Source organism: Rhodopseudomonas palustris (genome assembly GCF_003031265.1).
In the GTDB taxonomy this organism is placed as follows: Bacteria; Pseudomonadota; Alphaproteobacteria; order Rhizobiales; family Xanthobacteraceae; genus Rhodopseudomonas; species Rhodopseudomonas palustris_H.
In genome coordinates this window covers 4,775,925-4,802,500 of record NZ_CP019966.1, presented here as the reverse complement: position 1 = coordinate 4,802,500, position 26,576 = coordinate 4,775,925, and the positions used below count along the sequence as shown (strand labels likewise).

Sequence of the window (26,576 nt, the reverse complement as noted above, 5' to 3'; positions counted from 1 at the left end):
CACCACGGTGTCGCCCTCCGACAGCAATCAGACCGATCAGCTCGAGACCCGCTCGTTGTTCCTGCAGGATACGCTGCATCTCACCAACTGGTTCGCGCTGGTCGGCGGCCTGCGCTGGATGGAATACGACCAACTCGCCGGCCGCGGCCGGCCGTTCACCGCCAACACCAATCTCGACGGCAGCAAGGTGCTGCCGCTCGCCGGCGCCATCCTCAAGCTGAACGATCAGGTCTCGCTCTATGCCAGCTACACCCAGTCGCTGCAGCCGACCTCGAGCATTGCGCCGCTGACCGGCGGCTTCGTCATCGGCTCGAACATCGCGCCGGAAGAAGGCACGCAATACGAAGCCGGCCTGAAGTTCGACCTGAACAAGCGGCTGTCGGGCACGCTGGCGGTCTACGACATCGACAAGAAGAACGTGCTGGTGTCGCAGTTCAACGCCGCGACCGGCCTCAACGAATATCGCGCTGCCGGCAAGGTCCGCTCACGCGGCGTCGAGTTCGACGTCACCGGCCGGCTCGATGACCACTGGAGCACGATCGCCAGCTACGGCTACACCGACGCGATCGTCACCGAGGATCCGGCGCTGGTCGGCAAGCGGCTGCAGAACGTCGCGATGAACACCGCGTCGCTATTCCTGGTCTACGATTTCGGCACGGCGCTGCCCGGCCGGCTGCGTGTCGGCGGCGGCCCCCGTTATGTCGGCGATCGGCCCGGCGACAGCACCAATTCCTTCGTGCTGCCCGCCTACACGGTGGCCGACATCTTCGCCAGCTACGAGACCCGGACAGGTCCGTTCCCGGTGACCTATCAGTTCAACGTCAAGAACGTGTTCGACACCGTGTACTATCCGTCCGCCGTCAACACCCTCAACGTCGCGGTCGGTGACGCTCGGCGGTTCTCGCTGGCCGCGACGGTCAAGTTCTAGTTCGATGCGGGCCCCGGCGCTCAAGGCCATCCTGCTGCAGCTCCATTCCGTTGCCGGATTGGTGCTTGCGGCGGTGCTGGTGGTGGTGGCGTTGACCGGCGCGGTGATGAGTTTCGAGGACGAGATCCGCGGCGCGTTGGATGCCGGCCGCGTCCAGCTCGCACCGCACGCTGCATCGAGGATATCGCTGGACGCGCTGCTCGCGAAACTGCAGGCCGGCGGAGATCCGGTCGCGTCGATCACGGTGCCGCGCAGCGCGACCTCAGCCGCCGAGGTCCGGTTCGCGCGCAATCAGGATCACACTCGGCCCGCACCACTCTATGTCGATCCCTACAGCGGCGACGGTCTCGGCCATCCGGCCGCCGACGCATTCTTTGCGACGGTCCGCAAGCTGCACCGCTGGTTGTTGCTGCCGGGCGACGGCAATGGTTACGGCCGGACCGTCACCGCCATTGCCGCGCTCGGATTGCTGGCCATGCTGCTCACCGGGCTGGTGCTGCGATGGCCGCATCGCCCTGGCAGCATCAAGGTCTGGCTGAAACCGCACTGGCAGTTGCGCGGGCGCGGACTGCACCGGTCGCTGCACGCCGTGATCGGAACCTGGGTGTTGCTGCTCTATTTGATCATGACGCTGACCGGCCTGTGGTGGTCGTTCGACTGGTACAAGGCCGCCGCGACATGGCTTCTGGCACGATCCCCGGTCACGACGCAGCGTCCACACCGTCCTGCCGTTCCTGAGGCGCCGTCCGCAGCGGTTTCGCTGGATCGCGTCTGGGCGACACTCGTGGCCGAGCGTGGCGACAGGTTCGAGGCTGCACGCCTGACGCTGCCGTCCGGACGCGACGGCACCGTGCGGGTCCGCGCCTGGCTGACCGACGCCCGAGACGGCGCGCATGACGAATTGCGGATCGACGGTCGGACTGGCCAAATCCTGTCCGCTGACCTCTACGCCGACAAGACGATCGGCGAAAAGGTATTGGCACGCGTGCTCGACATCCACCGCGGCAGCATTTTCGGCTGGCCCGGTCAGTTGCTGTTCATGCTGGCGGCGGCGGCAATGCCATTGTTCGGGGTGACCGGCGTTCTGCTGTATCTGTCGCGCCGGCGGCACAAGCGGATGCAGCGTGCTGCTCAAGGCAAAACCGGCTGACGCCGATGTCGGGGATCAGCCCGGCGGCCGAAATGTTGCGCCGCGCCGATCCGGCGCGCTATAAGCCCCCGGTCAAGTCACCCCGACCGGTCGCGAACCAACCGCCGCGTCATGAAAATCTTGCTGGCGGTCTTCCAACTCGAAAAGCAGAGCGGCAAAGAACGCGATTGCATCGCTATCGCGCGCCATCTCGCCACTCGCGGCCACGACGTCACCATCGTCACCACGATCCCGTCGCCAGAGCCGCTCGACCGCATCACGGTCGTTCAAGTGAAGGCGCGCGGCCTCACCAATCACCGCCGGGCGCGTAATTTCGCGCGTGCGGTCCGCGAGCACCGCCGTACGCATCAACCGGATGCGCTGCTGTCGTTCGAACTGGTGCCCGGCGCCGATTTTCATTACGTCGCCGACGATGCGGCGATCCTGCGCGACCGGCTGTGGGCCTGGCCGCCGCGGCAGCGAATCCGGCTGGCGCTGGAGCGCGGCGTGTTCGCCGCAGCGTCCCGCACCGAGCTGTGGTTCCTGACCCAGGACCAGCACGACGCCTATCATATCGCCTACGACTTCGATCCGGCCCGCGCCCATGTGCTGCCGGCGGACCCGAAAAAGCTGCTGGCCACGGTCGCCACCCGTCTGGAGCAGCACGTCCCGGCGGCTTGAAATCGGGTGGCCGGCCGGCCGCGGCGGACGTAATCTCGGTGCTATGATGCCCACGACCCAGCACAGCCATGCCCTGTTCGACACAGCGATCGGTCGCTGCGGCATCGTTTGGGGCGCGCGCGGAATCGTGGCGGTGCAGTTGCCGCAGCCGACCGAAGCGCAGACCTGCGCCCGCATCACCCAGCGTCACCCCGATAGCGCCGAAGCGGCTCCGCCGGCCGACGTGCAGCGTGCGATCGACGGCATCGTCGCTCTGCTGGAAGGGGCCGCGATCGATTTCGCCGACATTCAGCTTGATCTCGACGGCACCTCGGCGTTTCAGCGCCGGGTCTACGACATCGCTCGCGGCATTCCGGCCGGCAAGACGCTGACCTATGGCGACATCGCCAAGCAGCTCGGCGGCGTCGAGCTGTCGCGTGAGGTCGGGCAGGCGTTGGGGCGCAATCCATGCCCGATCATCGTGCCGTGCCACCGCGTGCTCGCCGCCGGGGACAAGCCCGGCGGCTTCTCGGCCAATGGCGGCGTCACCACCAAGCTGAAGCTGCTGGCGATTGAGGGCGCCGCCGTCAACTACACGCCCAGCCTGTTCGACTAGGCGGGCTGCGGCTCAGGCCGCCGGCGGTACCGACACCTTCACCGACTCGCGCTGCGACATCCGCTGGAAGAACGCATCGAGATTGGGATAGGCCGCGCGCCAGCCGCAATCCGGAAAGCGGAAGTCGGCGTAGCCGAGCACGCAGGTGAGCGCGATCTGGGCGATCGTCAGTGGCCCGTTCAGCATCGCGGTGTCGCGATCGAACCGCGCCATGCCGGCCCAGGCCCGCGCCCAGTGATCGTCGTACCAGCCCTGCCAGAACAGTTCCTTCGGCCGCACCAGCTTTTCGTAGCGGCACAGCAGCATCGAATCCAGCATGCCCTGCAGCAGCGAGTGATCGCTCTTCACCCGCCAGCGCTCCGCGCCCGACACCGGGATCAGCTTGCCGCCGCCGGCGAGGTCGTCGAGATATTCGGCGATCACGTAGGAGTCGACGATCACCTCGCCATTGTCGAGGATCAGCGCCGGCAGCTTCTTCAGCGGGTTGACCTCGCGCATATACGGCTCGTTGGCCTGCGCCGGGATCACGGTCGCCGACACGAACTCGATATGGTCGATCAGTCCGAGTTCGATCGCCGCGATCCGCACCTTGCGGGCGAACGGCGAGGCTTGGGAGAAGGTGAGTTTCATCAGATAAGATCCTCAGGGACGAAGCGTTGTTTGCTTTCGCCGTCATTGCGAGGAGCACCCGGATCGGCGCTCCGCGCCGTCCGGGCACAGGCTCCGCGACGAAGCAATCCAGTCTCGCGCGAATGGCGCTGGATTGCTTGGCTTCGCTCGCAATGACGTCGTGGATATCCTTACGCCGCCACGATGGTCTGTTTTTGCTCGCCGAGGCCTTCGATGCCGAGGGTGACGACGTCGCCGACATTGAGGAATTGCGGCGGCTTCTTGCCCATGCCGACGCCGGGCGGCGTGCCTGTGGTGATGATGTCGCCGGGCATCAGCGTCATCAGCTCCGACAGATACGACACGATCTTCGGCACGTTGAAGATCATGGTCGCGGTCGAGCCGGTCTGGCAGCGCTTGCCGTTGACGTCGAGCCACATCCCCAGCTTGTGCACGTCGGCGATCTCATCCTTGGTGACGACCCAGGGGCCGAGCGGGCCGAAAGTGTCGTGCGACTTGCCCTTGGTCCATTGCCCGACCCGCTCGAGCTGGAAGTTGCGCTCGGAGACGTCGTTGCACACCGCATAGCCCGCGACGTAGTTGAGCGCGTCGGCTTCGCTGACATATTTGGCGCGGCTGCCGATGATCACCGCGAGCTCGACTTCCCAATCAAGCTTGGTCGAGCCGCGCGGCTGTTCGACGTCGTCGTTCGGCCCGCACAGCGAATTGTTGGCCTTCATGAACACGATCGGCTCGGCCGGGATCGGCATGTTGGCTTCGGCGGCGTGGTCGGCGTAGTTCAGGCCGATCGCGATGAATTTCGGTGCTCCGCCGACCGGCGAGCCAAGCCGCGGATGGCCGGGCACGGCGGGCAGTCCGGCGACATCGAGCGCAGCGAGTTTGGCAAGGCCTGCGGGCGAAAACGCGTCGCCTGCAAGGTCGGCGATCTGCCCGGACAGATCGCGTAGCTGGCCGTCTTTATCGATCAGGCCGGGCTTCTCGTGGCCGATAGCACCATAACGAACAAGCTTCATCCCGCGTGTCCTCCGCAGTTTTGCAGGCTGCCTAAGTGATGGATCAGTAGTGAGTTGAATTCAATACATGGCCGCGCCGGCACGCTATGCGCCGCGTCGCCATGCTTTGTCATGACGGCGCCACGAGGCGGAAAGCGTCGCCGTCGCGGATGATCCGGCCGGGACCGAAATGCCCGCCGAACAGCAGCGTCGGCGTATCGGCAAAGCGCGAGAACAGGCGGCGTCGCGTTTCGATCGATTGCAGCCCGTCGGTATCGAAGCTCGACGACCAGTCCAGCCGCACCATCTGGCAAGGATGATGCGCGACGTCGCCCGACAGCACCGCCTCTTCGCCCTCGGAGCGAATGTGCAGCGCGATGTGGCCGGGGCTGTGGCCGGGCGTCGGGATCAATGTGATCTCATCGGCGATCTGGGCATCACTGCCGACCAGATCGACGACGCCGGCATCGATCACCGGTTCGACCGAGTCGGCGAACACCGCGGCGTGGGCCGCGTCGGTGGAGTGCTTCTTCCAGTACTCGTATTCGATGCGGCCGAACAGATAGCGTGCGTTGGGGAAGGTCGGCACCCACTGGCCGTCGACCAGCTTGGTGTTCCAGCCGACGTGGTCGACGTGCAGATGGGTGCAGATCACCGTGTCGATGCTGTCCGCCGGGTAACCGGCCTTGGCCAGATCCTGCAGGTACGGCTTGTCCAGCCCGTTCCAGTGCGGCACGCCGCGGCCCTGCTTGTCGTTGCCGATGCAGGTATCGACCAGGATCCGCCGGCTCGGCGTTTCCACCACCCAGCTGTGCACCGACATCGTCAGCCGGCCTTCGGGGCTGGCGAACTGCGGTATCAGCCACGGCATGGCCTGAATTTCCTGGGGGGTGGCTTGCGGCAGGATGAACCGGGTGCCTCCGGTCAACTCCATCTCGACGATTTTTGTGATTTTGACCTTGCCGATGGTCCAGACCATCCCACGTTTCTCCCGGGCTTTTCGTATTTTGCCCAAACATGCGGGTTTTGCGCTTGAGGCGCAATGGATCATCTCGCGCTGCAGTGCGTTAGTTCGCGCGCGCCGGAGAGCGAAACCCGCGCCACGACGGAGGAAAGACGATGCCCGAGCTCGCGATTTCGACCGACAAGGTCGCGTTTCTGATCGAGAAGGCGCGTGAATTCGACGTCAAGGAAGGCGACGCCGATGCCGATTCCGGGTCGAATGGCGCCGACGACAACATGGTGGACGTGCTCGAAGACACCGGCGAAGACCCGGTTGTTCAGGAGATCGCCGGCTTCATCAGCGCGATGACCGAGGAAGAGGAGATTGACTTGGTGGCGCTGATGCGGCTCGGCCGCGGCGACGGCAGCATCGAGGAGTGGGACGATCTCCGCCGCGAAGCCGCCGAGGGGCGCAACGGGCGTACCGCGCGCTATCTGCTCGGCGAGCCGCTGCTCGGTGATTATCTCGCCGAAGGGCTGGATCAGTTCGGGCTGTCCTGGAACGACGAGCGCACCACACCTGTGGTTTGAGCGCGCCCCCACGCGTACTCGGGTGCTGCGGTCCCGTAGCATTCCGAGGGACGCCGATTTACCAGCGATTTCAGCGCTGTGCGGTCTAATCTACCCGGCCCTTTGATCGGCACGAACGAATGCCGGTCGACCCGTGGAGGCGACCATGAAGCCGGAGGCTGGTTTCGATCCCCGCGACCTGCTGCGTAAGCTCGGTCAGGGTCACTCGATCGCCAAATTCGCCAAGAACCAGACGATTTATGCGCAGGGCGACAACGCCGATAGCGTGTACTTGCTGCTGCAGGGACGGATCAAAGTCGTCGTGCTGTCGGTGCAGGGCAAGGAAGCGGCGACCGGCATGGTGTCGCCGGGGCAGTTCTTCGGTGACGGCTGTCTGGTCGGCGAAATCAGCCGCAGCACCACCACGATTGCGATGCAGGATTGTGTGGTCGCGGCGATCGCGAGTGCGCGGCTGATCGAGACGCTGCGGGCGCAGCCGGATTTCGCCGAGCTGTTCGTGCGGCATCTGCTGCTGCGCAATCGCCGCATCGAAGAAGATCTGCTCGATCAGCTCCTCAACTGCAGCGAGAAACGGCTGGCCCGGCTGCTATTGCGCCTCGCCGAGTTCGAGGAGGGCAGCGAGCCGCAGCCGATCGCGCCGCACATCAGCCAGGAGACGCTGGCCGAGATGATCGGCACCACGCGGTCGCGCGTCAGCTTCTTCATGAACAAGTTCCGAAAACTGGGCCTGATCAGTTACGACCGCACCATCGAGGTGCACCCGGGCCGGCTCAGCGCCGTGCTGCACGATCAGGCCGAGGCCCGCGGCTAGCCGCGCAGCTGCATTTCGTCGGGGCCGCGGTCAAGCCACTTGCGCGGCCTCGCCTCGCAAAACCGCCATCCACTTTTGCCGGATACGCGCGGCTGTGCCGCCAGTATAGTGCGCCCCGCGCGCAAGACGCAGGGTGGAAACGGCATGGACGATGAGGAGCGGCACGATCGGCTCGCGATCCGCGAACTGATCGAGAACTGGGTGGTGTGGCGGGACGCCGGAGACTGGGAGCGTTTCCGCACGGTCTGGTTCGACGACGGCCGGATGATGGCGACCTGGACGCAGGGTACCGCCGACGAATTCATCGCGATGAGCAAGGCCGGCTGGGCCAAGGGTGTCTCGATCCTGCACTTCCTCGGCGGCCAGTCGATCGACCTCGCCGGCAGCCGCGCAGTCTCGCAGACCAAGATGACGATCTCGCAGCGCGCCAGCGTGCATGACGTCGTGGTCGACGTGGTCTGCACCGGCCGGTTCTATGATTTTCTTGAAAAGCGCGACGGTCGTTGGGGCCTGGTGTTGCGCCAGCCGATCTACGAGAAGGATCGCATCGACCCGATCGATCCGGCTGCGAAGCTGGCGCTGGATCCCGCGCTGCTGGCGCAATTCCCCGAAGGCTATCGCCATCTCGCTTACTTGCAGAGCGGCCTCGGCTACCCGATCAAGCGCGACATGCCGGGCCTGAAAGGCGAGGCCGTCGAACGGCTGTACGCCAGCGGCGCGAAGTGGTTGAAAGGCGAGGCGCTGGATCGCTGACGCCCGCTGACTTCTCTCGGCGTCATTGCGTGTGAAGCCAAGCAATCGAGAGTGCCGGACACGGACTTCTGGATTGCTTCGTCGCTTCGCTTCTCGCAATGACGGAGCACTTGTCGAACTGGATAACCAAGAAACGTGGAGACCGAAATGCCCGACTTCATCACACTTCCTGCCCTGGTTCGCGGCACCGCGCAGGCGCGCCCGGACCGGATCGCAGTGATCGACGGGGAACGGCAATTGCGCTACGCGGAATTTGATGCGCTGATCGATCGCATCGCCGCGACCTTGCAGCGCGACGGCCTGAAGCCGACCGACACGATCTCGATCTGCGCGCTGTCCTCGATCGAATACGCCGCGACTTTCCTCGGCGCGCTGCGCGCCGGCATCGCGGTCGCGCCGCTGGCGCCGTCGTCGACCGCCAAGGACTTCTCCGCGATGGTGCGGGACTCCGGCGCCAAGATCCTGTTCACCGACGACTTCGCCGCCACTGCGATGAAGGACGCCGAGATCGATGCCGCGGTGAAGCGCGTGGCGTTCGACGATGGCAGCAGCGGCGAAGCGTTCACCCGCTGGCTCGCGCCGGAAGGTAGCAAGCCCGCGCCGGTGACGATCGATCCGGAATGGGTGTTCAACATCATCTACTCGTCGGGTACGACCGGCACGCCGAAGGGCATCGTTCACAGCCATCAGATGCGCTTGGCGCAATACGGCAAGCTCGATCCGATCGGCTACGGCCCCGACGCGGTGACGCTGCTGTCGACGCCGCTCTATTCCAACACGACGCTGGTCTGCTTCAATCCGACGCTCGCCGGCGGCGGCACCGTGGTGCTGATGAAGAAATTCGATGCCCGCGGTTTCCTGGAGCTGGCGCAGAAGTATCGCGTCACTCATGCGATGCTGGTGCCGGTGCAATATCGCCGGATCATGGCGCTGCCGGAGTTCGGTCAGTACGACCTGTCGTCCTTCCAGATGAAGTTCTGCACCTCCGCGCCGTTCGCGCCGGAGCTCAAGGCCGACATCCTCAAACGTTGGCCCGGCGGTCTGACCGAGTACTACGGCATGACCGAGGGCGGCGGCTCGTGCACGCTGCTCGCCCACGAATTCCCGAACAAGCTGCACACCGTCGGACAGCCGCGGCCCGGTCATGAAATCCGGATGATCGACGAGGACGGCAACTTCCTGCCCAATGGCGAAGTCGGCGAAATCGTCGGCCGCTCCGACACCATCATGAAGGGCTACCTCAATCAGCCGCAGAAGACCGCCGAAGTATTCTGGACCGACAAGGACGGTAACCTCTGGGTCCGCAGCGGCGACGTCGGCCGGTTCGATGCCGACGGCTTCATCACCCTGATGGACCGCAAGAAGGACATGATCATCTCGGGCGGCTTCAACATCTATCCGAGCGATATCGAAGCCGTGGTTGCCAAGCATCCCGACGTTCTCGAAGTCGCGGTCGTCGGCATGCCGTCGGAAGAGTGGGGCGAGACCCCGGTTGCGTTCGTGGCGTCGCGGCCCGGCCGCAGCATCGATCCGGCGGAGCTGAAGACTTGGACCAACGGTCAGGTCGGCAAGACCCAGCGTCTCGCCGAGGTGGTGCTGGTCGAGTCGCTGCCGCGCAGCGCGATCGGCAAAGTGCTGAAGCGCGAACTCCGCGACCAGCGCCTCGGCATGAAGGCGGCGTCGTAGACCAAGCAAACGCTCAGCCTCACCGACGTCATTCCGGGGCGCTCACGAAGTGAGCGAGCCCGGAATCCCGAGATTGTTGCGACGCGGAGATTCCGGGTTCGCCGCTACGCGGCGCCCCGGAATGACGAGGGCGAAGGGCTTGCGCTCGAGCGGGCGAGCGCCCTCTCTCAATAATGCGGCGGGCGCTCATTGGCCGGAGCGCCGGCGCTGCTCTCGGCCTGGTCGAGCCGTTCGCTCAGCGCAGCGAGCTGCCGGGTCAGCGCGTCGATCTGCTTCCACTGCGCGGTGACGGTCTGGTTCAGCGCCTCGATCGTCTCGTCCTGATACGCCAGGCGGACTTCCAGTGCCTCGACGCGGTCGTTCAGATCGTTCTCGCCGGCCATCGCTCGCTCCTTTTCGGCTCGGTCTGCCCGCTCACGGCCGGCAGGACGCAGGTTGTCGCCGGCCCGGATGCGGAAGCGCGGCATTGCACGGGCGGTTTAACAGCGCGTGCGCCGGCAGGAAACCAGCCCTTTCAGCCAGATTACGGTCGCCCGGCTCCGGTCGCGGCGAGGATTGCTCGGCGGCCGTGGAATATGCCAACTAGGCCGGCGCCGGAGCGCGGCGTAACCAACCCAACGAGCTTGTGCCTATGAGGAATTTCCATCTCGCCGGCCGGTCCACCGTCCACGCCCGTAACGGCATGGTCGCGACCTCGCACCCGCAGGCGGCGCTGGCCGCGATTGAAATCCTGAAAGCTGGCGGCACCGCTGCCGACGCTGCGATCGCCGCCTCGGCGCTGCTGGCGGTGATCGAACCGCAATCCACCGGCATCGGCGGCGACTGTTTTGCTCTGGTGCAGCCGAAGGGCACCGGCAAGATCACGGCGTATAACGGCTCGGGTCGGGCGCCCGCGGCCGCCAAGGCCGAGTGGTTTCTGGAAAAGGGCATCGACGCGATTCCGCTGACCAGCCCGCATTCGGTGACGGTCCCCGGCGCGATCGACGCCTGGGCGACGATTCTGCGCGATCACGGCCGGTTCGGGCTCGACAAAGTGCTGCAGCCGGCGATCAAAGCCGCGGCGGAAGGCTACGTGGTGGCGCCGCGTATCGCGTTCGACTGGGCCAACGGCTTCGCCAAGCTGAAGAAGGGTGCCAACACCGAGCGCTATCTGCTGCCGCACGGCGAAGCTGCCAAGACCGGCGACGTCATCACTCAGCCGGAGCTGGCGAACACGCTGAAGCTGATCGCCGACAAGGGCCCGGACGGTTTCTATAAGGGCCCGGTCGCCGAGGACATGGTCGAGACGCTGCGCGGGCTCGGCGGTCTGCATACGCTGGAAGACTTCGCCGAACACTGCACCGAAACGACGTCGCCGATCGGCACGATCTACAAGGGTCTCGACGTCTGGCAGTGCCCGCCGAACGGCCCGGGCATCACCATGCTGGTGATGCTGAACATCCTCAGCCGGTTCGATCTCACCAAGTTCGGCCCGCTCAGCGTCGAGCGCTTCCATCTGGAAGCCGAGGCGACCCGCATCGCCTACATGATCCGCGAGCAGCACATCGGCGACCCGCAGCATGTCGATGTCGACGTGCTGCGTATTCTGGCGAAGGAATTCGCCGAGGAGCATTACAGCCAGATCGCGCTCGACAAGCTTCTCGACCTGCCGGTGGTGTCGCCGCCGATGAATCCGTCGACCGTGTACATCACCGTGGTCGACGAGGAGCGCAACGTCTGCTCGTTCATCAATTCGATCGCGCATTCGTTCGGCTCGGCGATCGTGTCGAACAAGACCGGCGTGCTGCTGCAAAACCGCGGCGCCGGCTTCCGCATTCAGCCCGGCCACCCGAACTGTATCGCGCCGAAGAAGCGCCCGCTACACACCATCATTCCGGCGCTCGCGACCGAGAACGGCCGGGCCCGGATGTCGTGGGGCGTGATGGGCGGCCAGTATCAGCCGGTCGGTCAGGTTCACGTGCTGACCAACGTGCTCGACTACGGGCTGGATATGCAGGAAGCGATCGATCTGCCGCGTGGCCTGCACTACGAGGACATATATCAGCTCGAGGATGGTGTGCCGGCGGCGACCGTCGAGGGCCTCAAGGCGCTCGGTCACAAAGTCGTGCCGATCGGCACGCCGCACGGCGGCGGCCAGGGCATCTGGATCGATTGGGATAAGGGGACGCTGACCGGTGGCTCCGACCCGCGCAAGGACGGCTGCGCGCTCGGCTACTGATCGCCGGCTCTCCACCGGCTTGTTCAAAATTGCTCTCGTCCAAACATGCGAAGACCGGCCCGAGGGCCGGTCTTGCACCTGCTGATCGCCGCCTCAGCGGCGGTCAACGCGCAGACATCACAGATTCTTGTGCGCGGTGCCGGCGACCTTGTCGGCCGCATTCTTGACCGCGTCCTTGGCGTTGCCGAGCGCCTGCTGGCCGTGGCCCTTGGCTTCCTGCATCACGCCTTCGCCCTGCAGCTTGTCAGAACCGGTGGCTTCGCCGATGCCCTGTTTGGCCTTACCGGCGAGCTCGTTGGCCTGACCCTTGATCTTGTCCATCGTGCTACCCATCAGATGTCTCCTTCGCTGTTTGATCTTCGCGAGGACAACAGACTGGTCCCTCGGATGTTCCCGGGGAGTGACGGTTGCGGTGCCGAAGGACTGCACGCTGTTGACGTAATTGATAGCTACTAAATTACCTGTCGTTAGTCCGCTTGGCGGATTATTAACCGAGGCGGCCGTTGCGGCCGAGGTTCGGCGGTCGAGTTAACGGTCGTGAAGCCCGCCCGCCGCATGGTCGGCGGGCTATCGCCTGACCGGCAGGCGACGATGGAATGGTCGTCTCCGGCGCTGTCGTACGAAAGGAAGACTTGATCCTCTCGGGCGGCTACACTGTGCATGCGGGGCCGCGCATGACACGGCGAGGACCTGGATCTGAGGACGGCCGAGAGAGCGCTTCGAGATGTCCGGCCTGTGGCAATCGATGACAACGGCCTGGATGTCGCAAACCGAGCGGTCGGCTTTGCTCGACTTCTGGCTCGGCGGACGCGGTGCCGGTACGCTGATATCGCAGCCTGATATCGACGAGCACGAAATGCGGCGGATCCGCGCCGCGCAGATCAATAGCGTTACCCGGCTGACGCCGGTGACGATGAGTATCAACGTCGCCAACGCTGCTCTGATCCTGTTCACCTTCTGGGACAATGACGCCCGCCCGCAACTGCTGGCGTGGATGGCGATGATGCTGTTCGCGGCGGGGGCGGCGGTGCAGTCATGGCTGCGCATGCGGTTCGAACCGCGGCTCGAAGCCTCCGCGCGTGCGATCCGCCGCATGACGCTGCACGCGTTGCTGCTCGGACTGATTTGGGGCGCGATGCCCGTGATGGTGTTCGTGAAGGCCGAGCCCGGCGATCAGCTGATCGTCGCCTGCGTGGCGGCCGGCATGATCTCGGGCGGTGCGTTTACACTATCCACCGTGCCGCGCGCCGGGCTTGCTTACACCTGGACACTGGCGGCGGGTTCAGCTCTATCGCTCGCGCTGAGTGACGGCACCGCCTATCGCATCACGGCGGCCTTTCTGGTGCTGTACGCGGTGTTCATGTCGCGCAACCTGATCTCGCACGGCGAGATGTTCTTCGACAATCTGCGGGCGAAGTTCGAACTCGAACGGCAGACCGAAATCATCTCGCTGCTGCTGAAAGACTTCCAAGCCAATGCCAGCGACTGGCTGTGGCAGACCGATGCGCATGGCCGGCTGGTGCACGTGCCGGAGCGCTTCGTCGAAGTCGCCAAGCTGCCGCCGTCGCTGCTGATCGGGGCGCCGCTCGCGGATGTGATCGGCATGCTGTGCCCCGAGGACGGTCGCTGTGCGATGGGCGTCGCTGCGAAGATGGCGCAGCGGGAGGCGATGAACGATCTTGTGGTGCATGTGGTGATCGGCGGCACGCCGCGGCTGTGGTCGCTCACCGCAAAGCCGATGCTCGATGCGGCCGGCGAGTTCGCCGGCTATCGCGGCGTCGGCCGTGATGTCACCGAGCGCTGGCGCGCCGAGCAGGCCGAAGCCGAGAACCGCGCCAAGTCCAGCTTCCTGGCAATGATGAGCCACGAGATCCGGACGCCGATGAACGGTGTGCTGGGTCTCGCCAATTCGCTGCTCGAAACCAAGCTCGATCCCGAGCAGCAACAGGCCGTCACCACGATCCGCGATTCCGGCGACGACCTGCTGCGCATCCTCAACGACATCCTCGATCTGTCGAAGCTCGAAGCCGGCCGGCTGGAGTTCGAGCAGGCCGACTTCTCGCCGGCCACTTTGGTCGAGTCGGTCCGCGCGATCATCGAGCCGGAAGTCCGCGGCAAGGGCATCGAGCTGAAGGTCGATATCGATCCGCGGCTGCCGCCATCGCTGAATGGTGACGCCGCGCGCATTCGTCAGGTGCTGCTCAACCTCGCGGCCAATGCGGTGAAGTTCACCGAGCAAGGCTCGATCGCGATCGTGCTGACGTGCGTGAAGCGCAACGACAGCCACGCCACCGTCGAGTGGCAGGTAACCGATACCGGCATCGGCATTTCGCCGGATCGCGTCGGCAGCCTGTTCACCGACTTCGCGCAGGCCGACGTCTCGATCAACCGCCGGTTCGGTGGCACCGGCCTCGGGCTGGCGATCAGCCGGCGGATCGTCGAGCAGATGGGCGGCGATATCGCCGTCACCTCGCGCGAAGGCGAGGGCTCGACCTTCCGCTTCAGCCTGGATCTGCCGTGGAGCAATGCGTGGATTGCCGATCACCGGCTCGACCGGCTCGGCAGCGACGATCTCCGCACCCGCATCGCGATGCTGGGACGCCCGCTGCGCGTCCTGATCGCCGAAGACGACGCCACCAACCAGATGGTGGTGATGAAGATGCTGCAGGAGTTCGCCGCCGAAATCACCGTGGTGTCCGACGGCACCGACGCGGTGACGGCGGCAGGCGAAGGCGAGTTCGACGTCGTGCTGATGGACGTGCGGATGCCCAACATGGATGGCCTTGCCGCCACCCGTGCGATCCGCGGCAAGGGTGGCGTGCTCGCCAAGCTGCCGATCATCGCGCTCACCGCGAACGCCTTCCCCGACGACGTCAAAGTCTGCCGCGACGCCGGCATGAACGACTTCCTGTCCAAGCCGCTGCGGAAGCCGGCGCTGGTCGCGGCCGTGCTGCGGGCGCTGCGCGGCGCATCGACGCCGGTGACGATGCCGTCGCCGCCGATGCAGGTCGATATGGACACGCTCGCCGAACTCACCGCCGAGATCGGCCAGGATCAGGTGAGCGAGATGGTGGCGCTGTTCTTCGCCGAAACCGAGCGGCGGATCGCGCTGTTCCGGCGCTTCGCCGAACAGATGGACCGCCACACAATCGAGGTCGAAGCGCATTCGCTCAAGGGTGGAGCCCGCACGCTCGGCTTCCACCCGATCGCCGAGATCGCGCGTTCGATCGAGCGCGATGCGAAGACGATCTCGCCGGAAGGGCTCGATTTGCTCACCGGTCAGCTCAACAAGGCGCTGATCGAGCTGCGCCGGCAATGCGAAGGCAGCCTGAAGCTGGCGAGCTGACGTTCGATCGTCATTGCTTTTGAAAATTCGCGTCGGCTGTCGGCCGGCAGCGCGTTCGATCGTCCTCGGCATAATGCAAATGCGTTGTGCGGGAGGATGCGCGAATGTCGAAGATCGTTCCTTGTCTGTGGTTTGCCGGCGAAGCCGAACAGGCAGCGCAGTTCTACGTGTCGCTGCTGCGGGACTCGCGGATCGACAACGTCCAGCGCAGCGTCGTCGACACCCCGGGCGGGCCCGAAGGCTCGGTGCTGGTGGTGGAGTTCACGGTGGCCGGGCAGCCGTTCATGGCGCTCAATGGCGGCACGCCGCTGCCGTTCAATCACGCGGTGTCGTTCAAGATCGATTGCGTCGATCAGGCCGAAGTCGATCGGCTGTGGGATGCGTTGCTGGCGGATGGCGGCGAGCCGGTGGCGTGCGGCTGGCTGCGCGACCGCTACGGCCTGTCCTGGCAGATCGTCCCCGCCGACGCGCTCAAGCTGTTCGCGGGCCCAAACCGCGAAGGCGCCAAGCGTGCCATGCAGGCGATGATGCAAATGGTGAAGCTCGACGTCGGCGCCCTGCAGCGAGCGTATGAGGGCGTGTAGGGGGCTGTGAGCCCGGAAAAAGGATCGGCCTCCATCACGGACTCATGATTTCTGACGATTATTGACAATCGTCATAAATCAATCGACAGTTCCCGTCACCGCAAGGGGAGGCTGCCGATGCGTGCGATTTCTGTATTCGACGGGTTTTTCAGGCTTCTGATAGGTACCCTGCTGGCCGTGGCGGTGCTCGGTCTGGCGGGCTGCGACGGCAAAGACGCCAAACAGGAGCTCTCCAAGCGTCCGGTCCTGGTCACGGCGGTGCATTACACCCCGCAGGCGCCGGAGCGCAGCTTCGTCGGCACGATCAAGCCCCGCACCGAGACCGACGTCGGCTTCCGGGTCACCGGCAAGGTGGCCAAGCGCCTCGTCGAGGTCGGCGACACCGTGGAAGTCGGCCAGAAGCTGGCGCTGCTCGATCAGACCGATCTGAAGCTGCAGGCCGAGCAGGCCGAGGCCGAACACAGTGCCGCCAAGGGCGTGCTGGCGCAGGCGATCGCGTCTGAAAACCGTGCCAAGGAGCTGCGCGCCAAGGGCTGGGCGACCGAAGCCCAGATGGATCAGGCGCGCGCCACCGCGGACGAGGCGCGCGCCCGCTTTGCCCGCGCCGAGCGCTCGGTCGAGCTGACCCGCAACTCGCTGTCCTACGCGACGCTTGAAGCCGATAGCCGCGGCGTCGTCGCGGGTGCGCTGGTCGAACCCGGGCAGGTGGTGGCAGCCGGTCAGGCCGCGTTCCGGCTCGCGCGGATCGGCGAGAAGGAAGCGGTGGTGGCGATCCCCGAGACGCTGATCACCCGCGCCACCAAGGGGCTGGCCGACGTTACGCTGTGGTCCGAGCCCGGCCGTCACTACGTCGCCAAGCTGCGCGAGGTGGCGCCGCTCGCCGATCCCGCGACCCGCACCTTTCTGGCCAAGTTCTCGCTGCCGGACGCCGACGACCGCGTCGTGCTCGGGATGACCGCGACGCTGACGCTGACCGATCCCGACAAGGTCCGCGTCGCCCGGGTGCCGCTGTCGGCGCTGTTCAATCAGGGCGGCCAGCCGTCGCTTTACGTCGTCGACGGCGGCGGTGAGGTGAAGCTGAAGCGGGTCGCCGTGAAGGCATACGAGACCGAAGACGTGGTGATCGCCGAGGGCGTCGACGAAGGCGATCAGATCGTCACGCTCGGCGTGCAGAAACTCGATCCGGCGGAAAAAGTGCGGGTGGTGTCGGCTCTGACGTTCTGATCTGCGCTGGGGAGTGCGACGATGCGTTTCAATTTGTCGGCCTGGGCGGTCCGACATCCGGCGCTGATCCTGTTTTTGATCTGCGCGCTCGGCTTCACCGGCATCTATTCGTATCAGCGGCTCGGCCGCGCCGAAGATCCGTCATTCACCGTCAAGGTCGCGGTAGTGTCGGCGATCTGGCCGGGCGCCACCGCCAAGGAGATGCAGGAACAGGTCGCCGACCCGATCGAGAAGAAGCTGCAGGAGCTGCCTTACTTCGAAAAGGTGCAGACCTATTCGAAGGCGTCGTTCACCGCGATGCAGGTGACGTTCCGCGACTCGACGCCGCCGTCCGAAGTGCCGCACCTGCTCTATCTGCTGCGCAAGAAGCTGTGGGACGTCGCGCCGCAATTGCCGAGCAGTCTGATCGGCCCGTCGATCAATGACGAGTACGGCGACGTCGACTCGATTCTCTACATGATGACCGGCGACGGCGCGAACTACGCGCAGCTCAAGAAGGCGGCCGAAGGATTGCGGCAGCGGCTGCTCAGGATTGCCAACGTCTCGAAGGTTAACATCTACGGCACGCAGGACGAGAAGATCTATGTCGAGTTCTCGCACGCCAAGTTGGCGACGCTCGGCCTGACGCCGCAGGCGATCTTCGACTCGCTCGCCAAGCAGAACGCGGTGGTGCCGGCCGGCACGGTCGAGACCTCGTCGCAGCGCGTGCCGCTGCGCGTCACCGGCGCACTCGATGGCGCGCAGGCGGTGGCGGAGACACCCGTCGAGAGCGGCGGCCGGGTGTTCCGGCTCGGCGACGTCGCCGAGATCCGCCACGGCTATGTCGATCCGACCGATTACCAGGTGCGGCAGAAGGGCAAGCCGGCGATCGGCATCGGCATTGTCACCGCCAAGGGCGCCAACATCCTGCAGCTCGGCGAGCAGGTCAGTGCGGCGACCGCGGCGTTCATGGCCGACGTGCCGCAGGGCATCGACATCGAGCAGATTGCCGATCAGCCCGAAGTGGTAAAGCACGCGGTCGGCGAGTTCATGCGCTCGTTCGTCGAGGCGCTGGTGATCGTGCTGTTCGTGTCGTTCCTGGCGCTCGGCTGGCGCACCGGCATCGTGGTAGCGCTGTCGGTACCGCTGGTGCTGGCGATCGTGTTCATCGTCATGAACGTGATGTCGCTCGATCTGCACCGGATCACGCTCGGCGCGCTGATCATCGCGCTCGGCCTGCTCGTCGACGACGCCATCATCGCCGTGGAGATGATGGTGGTGAAGATGGAGCAGGGCTGGGATCGCGCCAAGGCGGCGTCGTTCGCCTGGGAGTCGACGGCGTTTCCGATGCTGACCGGCACGCTGGTCACCGCGGCCGGCTTCCTGCCGATCGGTTTCGCCAATTCTGCGGTCGGGGAGTATGCCGGCGGCATCTTCTGGATCGTGGCGATCGCGCTGATCGCCTCGTGGTTCGTGGCGGTGATCTTCACGCCCTATATCGGCGTCAAGCTGCTGCCGGACTTCGCCGGCAAGAAGGGTCACAATCCGGACGAAGTGTATCACACCCGGATCTATCGCGCGCTACGCGCCGCGGTGACCTGGTGCGTGCGCTGGCGCGGCACGGTGGTGGCCGCCACGGTCGGCATCTTCATCGCCGCGGTGGTCGGCTTCGGCCATGTGCAGCAGCAATTCTTCCCGCTGTCGGAACGGCCCGAACTGTTCCTGCAGCTGCGCTTGCCGGAAGGCACCGCCTTCGATGTCACCACGAAGTCGGTGAAGGAAGCCGAGACGCTGCTCAAGGACGACGGCGATATCGCGACCTACACGGCCTATGTCGGCAAGGGCTCGCCGCGGTTCTGGCTCGGCCTCAATCCGCAGCTTCCGACCGAATCCTTCGCCGAGATCGTGATCGTCGCCAAGGACGTCGCGGCGCGCGAGCGGATCAAGGCACGGATCGAGCAGGCGGCGCATAGCGGCCGGCTCGCGGCGGCGCGGGTGCGTGTCGACCGCTTCAATTTCGGCCCGCCGGTCGGCTTCCCGGTTCAGTTCAGGGTGATCGGCCCGGACACCGCCAAGGTGCGCGAGATCGCCTATCAGGTCCGCGACGTGGTGAAGAAGAACGCGAGCGTCATCGATCCGCATCTCGATTGGAACGAGCAATCGCCGTATCTGAAGCTGGTGGTCGATCAGTCGCGTGCCCGCGCGCTGGGCCTCACCCCGCAGGACGTCTCCCAGGCGCTGGCGATGCTGATCTCGGGCGCGCAAGTCACCACGGTGCGTGACGGCGTCGAGAAGATCGGCGTGGTCGCGCGCGCGGTGCCAAACGAGCGGCTCGATCTCGCCCGGATCGGCGAACTCACCATCACGGCGCGCAACGGCATGGCGGTGCCGCTGTCGCAGGTCGCCAAGGTCGAGTATTCGCACGAGGAGCCGATCCTGTGGCGGCGCAATCGTGACATGGCGATCACCGTGCGCGGCGACGTCGTCGACGGCGTGCAGGCGCCGGACGTCACCAACGCGATCTGGCCGCAGCTGGAGAGCATCCGCGCCAATCTGCAGCCGGCCTACCGGATCGAGACCGGTGGCGCGATCGAGGAATCCACTAAGGGCAATGCGTCGATCTTCATCCTGTTTCCGGTGATGGTGATCGCTATGCTGGCGCTGCTGATGATCCAGCTGCAGAGCTTCCCGCGGCTGCTGCTGGTGTTCCTCACCGCGCCGCTCGGCATCATCGGCGCCTCGCTCGGCCTCAACGTCGCCTCGGCGCCGTTCGGCTTCGTGGCGCTGCTCGGCCTGATCGCGCTCGCCGGCATGATCATGCGCAATGCGGTGATCCTGGTCGACCAGATCGAGAGCGACGTCGCGCACGGCTCGACCCGGCGCGAGGCGATCGTCGAGGCGACGGTGCGCCGGGCGCGGCCGGTGGTGCTGACCGCGCTGGCGGCCATCCTGGCGATGATCCCGCTGTCGCGCTCGGCGTTCTGGGGCCCGATGGCGATCACCATCATGGGCGGCCTATTCGTCGCCACCTTCCTGACGCTGTTCTATCTGCCGGGGCTGTACGCGCTCTGGTTCCGGAGCAGCCTGGACGAACGGGGCACGGCCGCCGAGCCGGATCTTGCGCCGCAACACGGCACCGCTGGCCCGAACGCCTTTCCGCTTGCCGACGCGGCGGAATAATTGAATATCTTGGCCCGATGACGCTTGTTTCTGAGAATACCGAAGCCGACATGCGGCACCGCATCCTGGTGGTGGCCGAACGGCTGTTCCGTGAGATCGGCTACCAGAAGACCACGGTGGCCGACATCGCAAAGCTGCTGCAGATGAGCCCGGCCAATGTGTATCGCTTCTTCGATTCGAAGAAGGCGATCCACAAGGGCGTGGCGCGGCATCTGATGGGCGAGGTCGAGCAGGCGGCGGTCGCCATCGTGCATGCGCCGGGGTCGGCGGTGCAGCGGCTGCGCGATCTGCTCACCACCGTGCACCGGATGAACTGCGAGCGCTACATCGGCGACGCCAAGCTGCACGAGATGGTGGCGATCGCCATGGAGGAAAACTGGGATGTCTGCATCGCCCATATGGAATTCATCACCGGCACGATCGGCGAGGTGATTGTCCAGGGCGTGGCGAGCGGTGAGTTCAAGGTCGCCGATGTGCCGCAGGCGGCGAGCTGCACCTGCGCTGCGATGATCCGGTTCTTCCACCCGCAGATGATCGCGCAGAGCTTCACCAAGGAGCTGCCGAAGCTCGAGGACATGATCGATTTCGTGCTGGCGGCGCTCGGCGCCGGCCGGCACGCCGACGCGCAATAACAATAAGGACATCCCGCGTGACTGATCTGCATTCCTACAAGCCGGCGAACGGCCACGGCCTCAAGCACGACCCGTTCAACGCGATCATTGCGCCGCGGCCGATCGGCTGGATTTCGTCCTGCGATGCCGAGGGCCGCGTCAACCTCGCGCCGTACAGCTTCTTCAATGCCTTCAACTATCATCCGCCGCTGATCGGGTTCTCGTCCACCACCTGGAAGGACACCGTCGCCAACATCCAGCGCACCGGCGAGTTTGTGTGGAATCTGGTGACGATGGATCTGGCGCAGGCGATGAATGCCACCTCCGCCAGCGTGCCGCACGAGGTCGACGAATTCGCGCTCGGCAATCTCACCAAGCTCGACAGCGAACTGGTGAAGCCGCCGCGGGTCGCCGAAAGCCCGGTGTCGTTCGAGTGCAAGCTGTCGGAGATCGTCCGGCTCAAGGGCGCCGACGGCGTCGAGGTCGATGCCTGGCTGACGATCGGCGAGGTGGTGATGGTGCACATCGACAAGCGCTTGATCGAAGACGGCGTCTATCAAACCGCCGCGGCGCGGCCGATCGTACGCGCCGGCCGGCGCGGCGACTATTTCGAGATTCGCCCCGACGCGATGTTCGAGATGGTGCGGCCGGCCTAGCGGCTTGTGAGTCCAAACGGCCGTCGCCTCCGTTTTGGCCCGTCCTGCGGCCTTGCTGCGGTCACTGAGTCCTCACCCTGGAGACCTTTGCACGGATAGCTCTGCCGTGATTCGCTAGTGTTGGTGAGTCGCGGAGGTCTGAGATGGGACAGCGGCGGATTGGTCAGTTGGGTCTGTTGGACGCGGCGGTCAGCCGCAGGAAGCCGCGGCGGGCCGACGTGCTGGACGATATCGGCCGATTGCTCGACTGGGCGGCCTTCGAGCGCCTACTGGCTGTGATCCCGGTCGCCGCCAAGGGCGAGCCGTCGTTTCCGGCCCTCATGATGTTCAAAGCGCTGCTGCTGCAGCGCTGGTACGGGTTGTCAGATCCAGCGATGGAGGCGGCGCTGTTCGATCGGCTGAGCTTCCAGCGCTTCGCCGGCTTGTCGCTGGACGACGAGACGCCGGATCACAGCACAATCTGGCGGTTTCGTGAGCGCCTGACCAAGATGGGACTGATCGAGGAGCTATTCGCGGAGCTTCAGCGCCAACTCGACACCCATGGCTTGCTGATCAAGCAGGGCACGCTGATCGACGCTTCGATGGTGACGAGCGCGGCACGCCGGCCACGCAAGGAAGATGGCACAACCAGCCCGGTCGATCCCGATGCTAGGTTCGGCGCGGATAACGAACGCCGCCGCTTTACCTTCGGCTACAAGATGCATGTGGCAGTCGATCAGGGTACGGGCCTGATCCGCAGCGGCCGGCTAACCTCCGCCAACATCCAGGATGTCAGCGTCGCGCCCGACCTGCTGCCGCCCAGCGCCGGCACGGTCTATGCCGACCGCGGCTATCACAGCCGATCGCTTCGCGAGCTGCTGGCGCAGAAGGGCTTCGGCGACGGAGTGATGCGCCGCGCCCACAAGAACCAGCCCCTCACGCCTGAGGAAGTCGCGCGCAATCACGCTTTGGTGCCGCTGCGCAGCCCTGTCGAAGCGGTGTTCGGCACGCTCAAAAGAAGCTACGGCTTCACCCGCATGCGCTACTTCAACGCGGCGCGGAATCTCACGGCCTTCCTGCTCGCCTGCATGGCCTACAATCTGCGGCGAAGTCTCCAACTGAACCCGGCATGAGCGGCCACGGGTCCAAGCCGCCTGTGCGCCAGCTGAGCCGCAGCCGGATCGACGCCAGCAAGGCAATCTCGATGCCGCCCAACCGCCTTAGCGCAGATATCGCCATCCGCGCAAAGGTCTCCACCCTGAGGAGCCCGGCGCAGCCGGGCGTCTCGAAGGGTGGGCCGCGCAGTACCAGCAGCCATGGTTCGAGACGGCGCTTCGCGCCTCCTCACCATGAGGCCGTGCGTATTGCGGAGCGCAGCCGTCTCGCGCCGCGCGTTGACCTGACGCGCGAACAGCCGCACCATGGCGCATCAACGTTGTAAGGTGCGTGCGTGACGGCTCTGACCCATCGTCAGTCTGAAATCCTCAACCTCGCCCGGGCCTCGGGCCGGGTGATGGTCGAGGATCTGGTGCGGCGCTTCGAAGTGTCGGCGCAGACCATCCGCAAGGATCTCAACGATCTGTGCGACCAGCGCTCGCTGACGCGAATCCACGGCGGCGCGATCATCGCCTCGGGCGTCGCCAATCTCGCCTATGAGGCGCGCCGCTTCGTTGCCGCCGAGGAAAAGAAGGCGATCGGGGCCGCAGCGGCGGCGCGGATTCCCAATGGCTGCTCGCTGTTCATCAACATCGGCACCACCACCGAAGAAGTCGCCAGCGCGTTGTCGGCGCACCAGGACCTGTTGGTGATCACCAACAATCTCAACGTCGCGATGCTGCTGTATCGGCATCCGCGGATCGAGGTGATTGTCGCCGGCGGCACCGTGCGGCGCGCGGATGGCGCGGTGATCGGCTCCACCGCCACCAGCCTGATCGGCCAGTTCAAGGTCGATTACGCCATCATCGGCGCCTCTGCGATCGACGAAGAGGGGGCGCTGCTCGACTTCGACTATCGCGAAGTCCAAGCTTCGCAGGCGATCATCGCCAATGCCCGCAGCGTGATGCTGGTGGCAGATTCGACCAAGCTGGAGCGCAACGCGCCGGTGCGGATTGCCGATCTCAGCCAGATCCAGACCTTCGTCACCGACCGGGCACTGCCGCCGTCACTGCAGGCGATCTGCGATACGAATGGTATCGAGGTAATCGAAGCCTGCCCGGCGAAACCCGAGCTCGACGAATCCGCGGCCTAAACCGCCTCTTCCAAGCGTCAGTTGTGCCTGTCTCCCAGCCTCTGGGCGCGATTTCGCGCGCGGAAACGCGATCCCTTTGCAGATCGCAGTTGCTTTCGTTTTGGTTTGTGCTTTATTCGTTTTCCAGCGTAAATCGACAGAAGCGAAAGTGCATTGCAGCAAAATGCTGCGATGCGGTGAGGAGCGTCGGTGGGGATGGTGTACGACCTCGCGATCATCGGGGGCGGGATCAACGGCTGCGGCATCGCGCGCGATGCGGCGGGCCGGGGACATTCCGTGTTCCTGTGCGAGATGAACGACCTCGCCAGCGGCACCTCGTCGTGGTCGACCAAGCTGATCCATGGCGGGCTGCGCTATCTCGAATATTTCGAGTTTCGCCTGGTGCGCGAAGCGCTGATCGAGCGCGAGCGGCTGTGGCAGATCGCGCCACATATCATCGGGCCGCTGCGTTTCGTGCTGCCGCATCACGACGGCCTGCGCCCGGCCTGGCGGCTGCGGCTCGGGCTGTTCCTGTATGATTATCTCGGCGGCCGGAAGCTGCTGCCGCCGACCCGTTCGGTCGATCTGGCGCATGACGAAGTCGGCAAGCCGCTGATTCCCGGGCGCTACACCAAGGGCTTCGAGTATTCCGATTGCTTCGTCGACGACGCGCGGCTGGTGGTGCTGACCGCGCGCGATGCCGCCGAGCGCGGCGCCGAGATCCGCACCCGCACCCGCGCGGTGCAAGTCAGCCAGCAGGGCGGCATCTGGCAGGTGACGCTGGAAGATGTTGGTAGCGGCGCGCGCAGCACGATCGAGGCGCGAGCGCTGGTCAATGCCGCCGGTCCGTGGGTCGAAGGCGTGCTCGGCTCCGGCGCCGGGGTCGATGCCCGCTACAAGGTGCGGCTGGTGCAGGGCTCGCACATCGTCACCCGCAAGCTTTACGATCACGACCGCGCCTACATCTTCCAGAATGCCGATGGCCGTATCGTGTTCGCGATTCCGTATCAGGGCGACTTCACCCTGATCGGCACCACCGACCGCGATTATCATGGCGATCCGTCACAGGTGAAAGCGACGCCGGAAGAGATCGACTATCTGTGCAAGGCGGTGAGCGGCTATTTCGCCAAGCCGGTGACGCCCGCCGATGTGGTGTGGACGTTCTCGGGCGTGCGGCCGCTGTATGACGACGGCGCCAGCGAGGCCAAGGCGGCGACCCGCGACTACGTGTTCGAGCTCGACACCCCGGGCGGCGCGCCGCTGCTGTCGATCTACGGCGGCAAGATCACCACCTATCGCCGGCTCGCCGAAGAGGCGCTGGAGAAGCTGTCGTCCTATCTGAAGGGCGGAACCGCCAAACAGGGCTGGACCGCGCATCAGCCGCTGCCGGGCGGCGATTTCCCGATCGACGGCGGTCCGGCGCTGATCGGCGATCTGTTGCGCGACTATCCGTTCCTCGCTTCGGCGCACGCCTCGCGGCTGGTGCATGCCTACGGCACCCGGGCGCGTGACGTGCTCGGCGCGGCCAAGTCGGCGGCCGATCTTGGCCGCGACTTCGGCGCCACATTGACGGAGGCCGAGGTCCGCTATCTGATGAGCCGCGAATGGGCCTGCAGCGCGGACGACATCGTCTGGCGGCGATCCAAGCTCGGCTTGCGGCTGACACCGGCCGCGGTTGCCGCGCTCGATCAGTGGATCTCCGACCGCCGCGCCGCCGAGAAGCCCCAGCAGCAAGCGGGAGGCCGGGCATGAGCGTCAGCCTGGAGAATGTCACCAGGGTGCTGGACGGCGTTCCGGCGATCCGCAACGTATCGCTGACGCTGGAGCGCGGTACGCTGAGCGTGCTGCTCGGACCGACGCTGTCGGGCAAGACTTCGATCATGCGGCTGCTCGCCGGCCTCGACAAACCGACCACCGGCCGCGTGCTGGTCGACGGCAAGGACGTCACCGGCGCCGATGTGCGCAGCCGCTCGGTGGCGATGGTGTATCAGCAGTTCATCAATTACCCGTCGCTGACGGTGTACGAGAACATCGCCTCGCCGCTGCGGGTGCAGCGCAAGCCGCGCGCCGAGATCGAGCGCCGCGTTGCCGAGGCCGCCAAGCTGCTCAAGCTCGAGCCGTATCTGCAGCGCACGCCGCTGCAGCTCTCCGGCGGCCAGCAGCAGCGCACCGCGATCGCCCGCGCGCTGGTCAAGGGGGCCGATCTGGTGCTGCTCGACGAGCCGCTCGCCAACCTCGACTACAAGCTCCGCGAGGAGCTGCGCACCGAGCTGCCGAAGATCTTCGAGGCCTCCGGCGCGATCTTCGTCTATGCCACCACAGAGCCGTCCGAAGCCCTGCTGCTCGGCGGCCGCACCATCTGCATGTGGGAAGGCCAGGCGCTGCAGGTCGGGCCGACCCCGCAAGTTTATCGCAAGCCCGACACCATGCGGGTGGCGCAGGTGTTCTCCGATCCGCCGCTCAATCTCGTCGGCGCCGAGAAGAAGGCCGGCACCGTGCATTACTCCGGCGGCGTCACCGCGCCGGCAACCGGGGTGTTCGCCGGGCTCTCCGATGGCGCCTACCGCGTCGGCTTCCGTGCGCATCAGATCGAGGTGAAGAGCGCCGATCCGGAGCGTCATGCGTTCCAGGCGACCGTGGCGGTGACCGAGATCACCGGCTCGGAGAGCTTCGTGCATCTGAAGCGCGGCGACGACTATTGGGTCGCGGTGCTGCACGGCATCCATGAGTTCGAGCCGGGCCAGACGCTCGACGCCATCCTCGACCCCGCCAATCTGTTCGTGTTCGACGCGGCCGATCGCCTCGTCGCCGCGCCGAAGCCGATCTGAGGGGAC

The 26,576-nt window shown here is 65.6% G+C and carries 24 protein-coding genes (1 of these 24 only partly in view); 19 read left to right on the top strand and 5 right to left on the bottom strand.

All coding sequences use genetic code 11. From position 1 onward, the window contains the following. From RPPS3_RS22290 to RPPS3_RS22275, 4 genes are all read left to right on the top strand, one after another. Positions 1–928, top strand: the 3' end of a protein-coding gene (locus RPPS3_RS22290; protein ID WP_107345998.1) for a TonB-dependent siderophore receptor. Its footprint begins 1,406 nt before the window's first position; 928 of the gene's 2,334 nt are visible here — the last part of the coding sequence; its start codon lies off the left edge, out of view; the stop codon is at positions 926–928. 4 nt (positions 929–932) lie between these two features. Continuing rightward, positions 933–2,078 (top strand): PepSY-associated TM helix domain-containing protein, encoded by a 1,146-nt coding sequence (locus RPPS3_RS22285; protein WP_107345997.1) that lies wholly within the window; start codon positions 933–935, stop codon positions 2,076–2,078. 111 nt (positions 2,079–2,189) lie between these two features. After that, entirely contained in the window at positions 2,190–2,738 is a 549-nt protein-coding gene (locus tag RPPS3_RS22280; RefSeq protein ID WP_107345996.1) for a glucosyltransferase, read from the top strand. A gap of 43 nt (positions 2,739–2,781) precedes the next feature. Continuing rightward, positions 2,782–3,333: a methylated-DNA--[protein]-cysteine S-methyltransferase gene (locus RPPS3_RS22275; RefSeq protein WP_107345995.1), complete on the top strand. Its 552-nt coding sequence runs from the start codon at positions 2,782–2,784 to the stop codon at positions 3,331–3,333. A 12-nt stretch (positions 3,334–3,345) separates the two neighbouring features. Here RPPS3_RS22275 and RPPS3_RS22270 read toward each other — a convergent pair whose 3' ends face one another. From RPPS3_RS22270 to RPPS3_RS22260, 3 genes are all read right to left on the bottom strand, one after another. Beyond that, the gene (locus RPPS3_RS22270; protein ID WP_107345994.1) at positions 3,346–3,963 is read right to left on the bottom strand and encodes a glutathione S-transferase family protein; all 618 of its coding nucleotides are present in this window, start codon (positions 3,961–3,963) and stop codon (positions 3,346–3,348) included. Positions 3,964–4,133: 170 nt separating this feature from the next. Next, on the bottom strand, positions 4,134–4,976 hold the full coding sequence (locus tag RPPS3_RS22265; RefSeq protein WP_107345993.1) for a fumarylacetoacetate hydrolase family protein: 843 nt from the start codon (positions 4,974–4,976) through the stop codon (positions 4,134–4,136). A 109-nt stretch (positions 4,977–5,085) separates the two neighbouring features. After that, positions 5,086–5,934, bottom strand: a complete 849-nt coding sequence (locus RPPS3_RS22260) for an MBL fold metallo-hydrolase (RefSeq protein ID WP_107345992.1) — start codon at positions 5,932–5,934, stop codon at positions 5,086–5,088. 140 nt (positions 5,935–6,074) lie between these two features. On the opposite strand from RPPS3_RS22260, the gene RPPS3_RS22255 reads away from it, so the two are divergent. The 4 genes from RPPS3_RS22255 (at position 6,075) to RPPS3_RS22240 (ending at position 9,738) form a co-directional block, all read left to right on the top strand. Next, a complete protein-coding gene (locus RPPS3_RS22255) occupies positions 6,075–6,488 on the top strand; it encodes a DUF3775 domain-containing protein (protein WP_107345991.1) in 414 nt (137 codons plus the stop codon). Between the two features lie 145 nt (positions 6,489–6,633). Then, the gene (locus RPPS3_RS22250) at positions 6,634–7,299 is read left to right on the top strand and encodes a Crp/Fnr family transcriptional regulator (RefSeq protein WP_107346736.1); all 666 of its coding nucleotides are present in this window, start codon (positions 6,634–6,636) and stop codon (positions 7,297–7,299) included. Positions 7,300–7,443: 144 nt separating this feature from the next. Then, positions 7,444–8,052 (top strand): nuclear transport factor 2 family protein, encoded by a 609-nt coding sequence (locus tag RPPS3_RS22245; protein ID WP_107345990.1) that lies wholly within the window; start codon positions 7,444–7,446, stop codon positions 8,050–8,052. 147 nt (positions 8,053–8,199) lie between these two features. Continuing rightward, on the top strand, positions 8,200–9,738 hold the full coding sequence (locus RPPS3_RS22240) for a class I adenylate-forming enzyme family protein (RefSeq protein WP_107346735.1): 1,539 nt from the start codon (positions 8,200–8,202) through the stop codon (positions 9,736–9,738). Positions 9,739–9,905: 167 nt separating this feature from the next. Here the strand turns inward: RPPS3_RS22240 and RPPS3_RS22235 are convergent, their stop codons facing one another. Then, a complete protein-coding gene (locus tag RPPS3_RS22235) occupies positions 9,906–10,121 on the bottom strand; it encodes a SlyX family protein (protein WP_011159954.1) in 216 nt (71 codons plus the stop codon). 248 nt (positions 10,122–10,369) lie between these two features. Between RPPS3_RS22235 and ggt the strand changes: the two genes are divergently transcribed. Beyond that, positions 10,370–11,956, top strand: coding sequence for a gamma-glutamyltransferase (ggt, locus tag RPPS3_RS22230; RefSeq protein ID WP_107345989.1), 1,587 nt, complete (start codon positions 10,370–10,372; stop codon positions 11,954–11,956). 117 nt (positions 11,957–12,073) lie between these two features. Here ggt and RPPS3_RS22225 read toward each other — a convergent pair whose 3' ends face one another. After that, on the bottom strand, positions 12,074–12,289 hold the full coding sequence (locus RPPS3_RS22225; protein WP_107345988.1) for a CsbD family protein: 216 nt from the start codon (positions 12,287–12,289) through the stop codon (positions 12,074–12,076). A gap of 391 nt (positions 12,290–12,680) precedes the next feature. On the opposite strand from RPPS3_RS22225, the gene RPPS3_RS22220 reads away from it, so the two are divergent. The 10 genes from RPPS3_RS22220 (at position 12,681) to RPPS3_RS22175 (ending at position 26,570) form a co-directional block, all read left to right on the top strand. Then, a complete protein-coding gene (locus RPPS3_RS22220; protein WP_107345987.1) occupies positions 12,681–15,302 on the top strand; it encodes a hybrid sensor histidine kinase/response regulator in 2,622 nt (873 codons plus the stop codon). Positions 15,303–15,406: 104 nt separating this feature from the next. Next, positions 15,407–15,886 (top strand): VOC family protein, encoded by a 480-nt coding sequence (locus tag RPPS3_RS22215; protein WP_107345986.1) that lies wholly within the window; start codon positions 15,407–15,409, stop codon positions 15,884–15,886. 117 nt (positions 15,887–16,003) lie between these two features. After that, on the top strand, positions 16,004–17,110 hold the full coding sequence (locus RPPS3_RS22210) for an efflux RND transporter periplasmic adaptor subunit (RefSeq protein ID WP_107345985.1): 1,107 nt from the start codon (positions 16,004–16,006) through the stop codon (positions 17,108–17,110). A gap of 21 nt (positions 17,111–17,131) precedes the next feature. Further along, positions 17,132–20,269 carry an efflux RND transporter permease subunit gene (locus RPPS3_RS22205; RefSeq protein ID WP_107345984.1) on the top strand — a complete coding sequence of 1,046 codons (3,138 nt, stop codon included), beginning with the start codon at positions 17,132–17,134 and terminating at the stop codon, positions 20,267–20,269. Positions 20,270–20,286: 17 nt separating this feature from the next. Continuing rightward, on the top strand, positions 20,287–20,901 hold the full coding sequence (locus RPPS3_RS22200) for a TetR/AcrR family transcriptional regulator (RefSeq protein ID WP_107345983.1): 615 nt from the start codon (positions 20,287–20,289) through the stop codon (positions 20,899–20,901). 17 nt (positions 20,902–20,918) lie between these two features. Continuing rightward, positions 20,919–21,536, top strand: coding sequence for a flavin reductase family protein (locus RPPS3_RS22195; protein ID WP_107345982.1), 618 nt, complete (start codon positions 20,919–20,921; stop codon positions 21,534–21,536). 143 nt (positions 21,537–21,679) lie between these two features. Continuing rightward, complete coding sequence (locus tag RPPS3_RS22190) at positions 21,680–22,648, top strand: IS5 family transposase (RefSeq protein WP_107345981.1); 969 nt, start codon at positions 21,680–21,682, stop codon at positions 22,646–22,648. Positions 22,649–22,965: 317 nt separating this feature from the next. Beyond that, positions 22,966–23,763: a DeoR/GlpR family DNA-binding transcription regulator gene (locus RPPS3_RS22185; protein WP_107345980.1), complete on the top strand. Its 798-nt coding sequence runs from the start codon at positions 22,966–22,968 to the stop codon at positions 23,761–23,763. Between the two features lie 189 nt (positions 23,764–23,952). After that, positions 23,953–25,494, top strand: coding sequence for a glycerol-3-phosphate dehydrogenase (gene glpD, locus RPPS3_RS22180; protein ID WP_199852167.1), 1,542 nt, complete (start codon positions 23,953–23,955; stop codon positions 25,492–25,494). After that, positions 25,491–26,570 (top strand): ABC transporter ATP-binding protein, encoded by a 1,080-nt coding sequence (locus RPPS3_RS22175; RefSeq protein WP_107345978.1) that lies wholly within the window; start codon positions 25,491–25,493, stop codon positions 26,568–26,570. Before glpD ends, RPPS3_RS22175 begins: the two co-directional genes overlap by 4 nt. Positions 26,571–26,576: the final 6 nt, after the last annotated feature.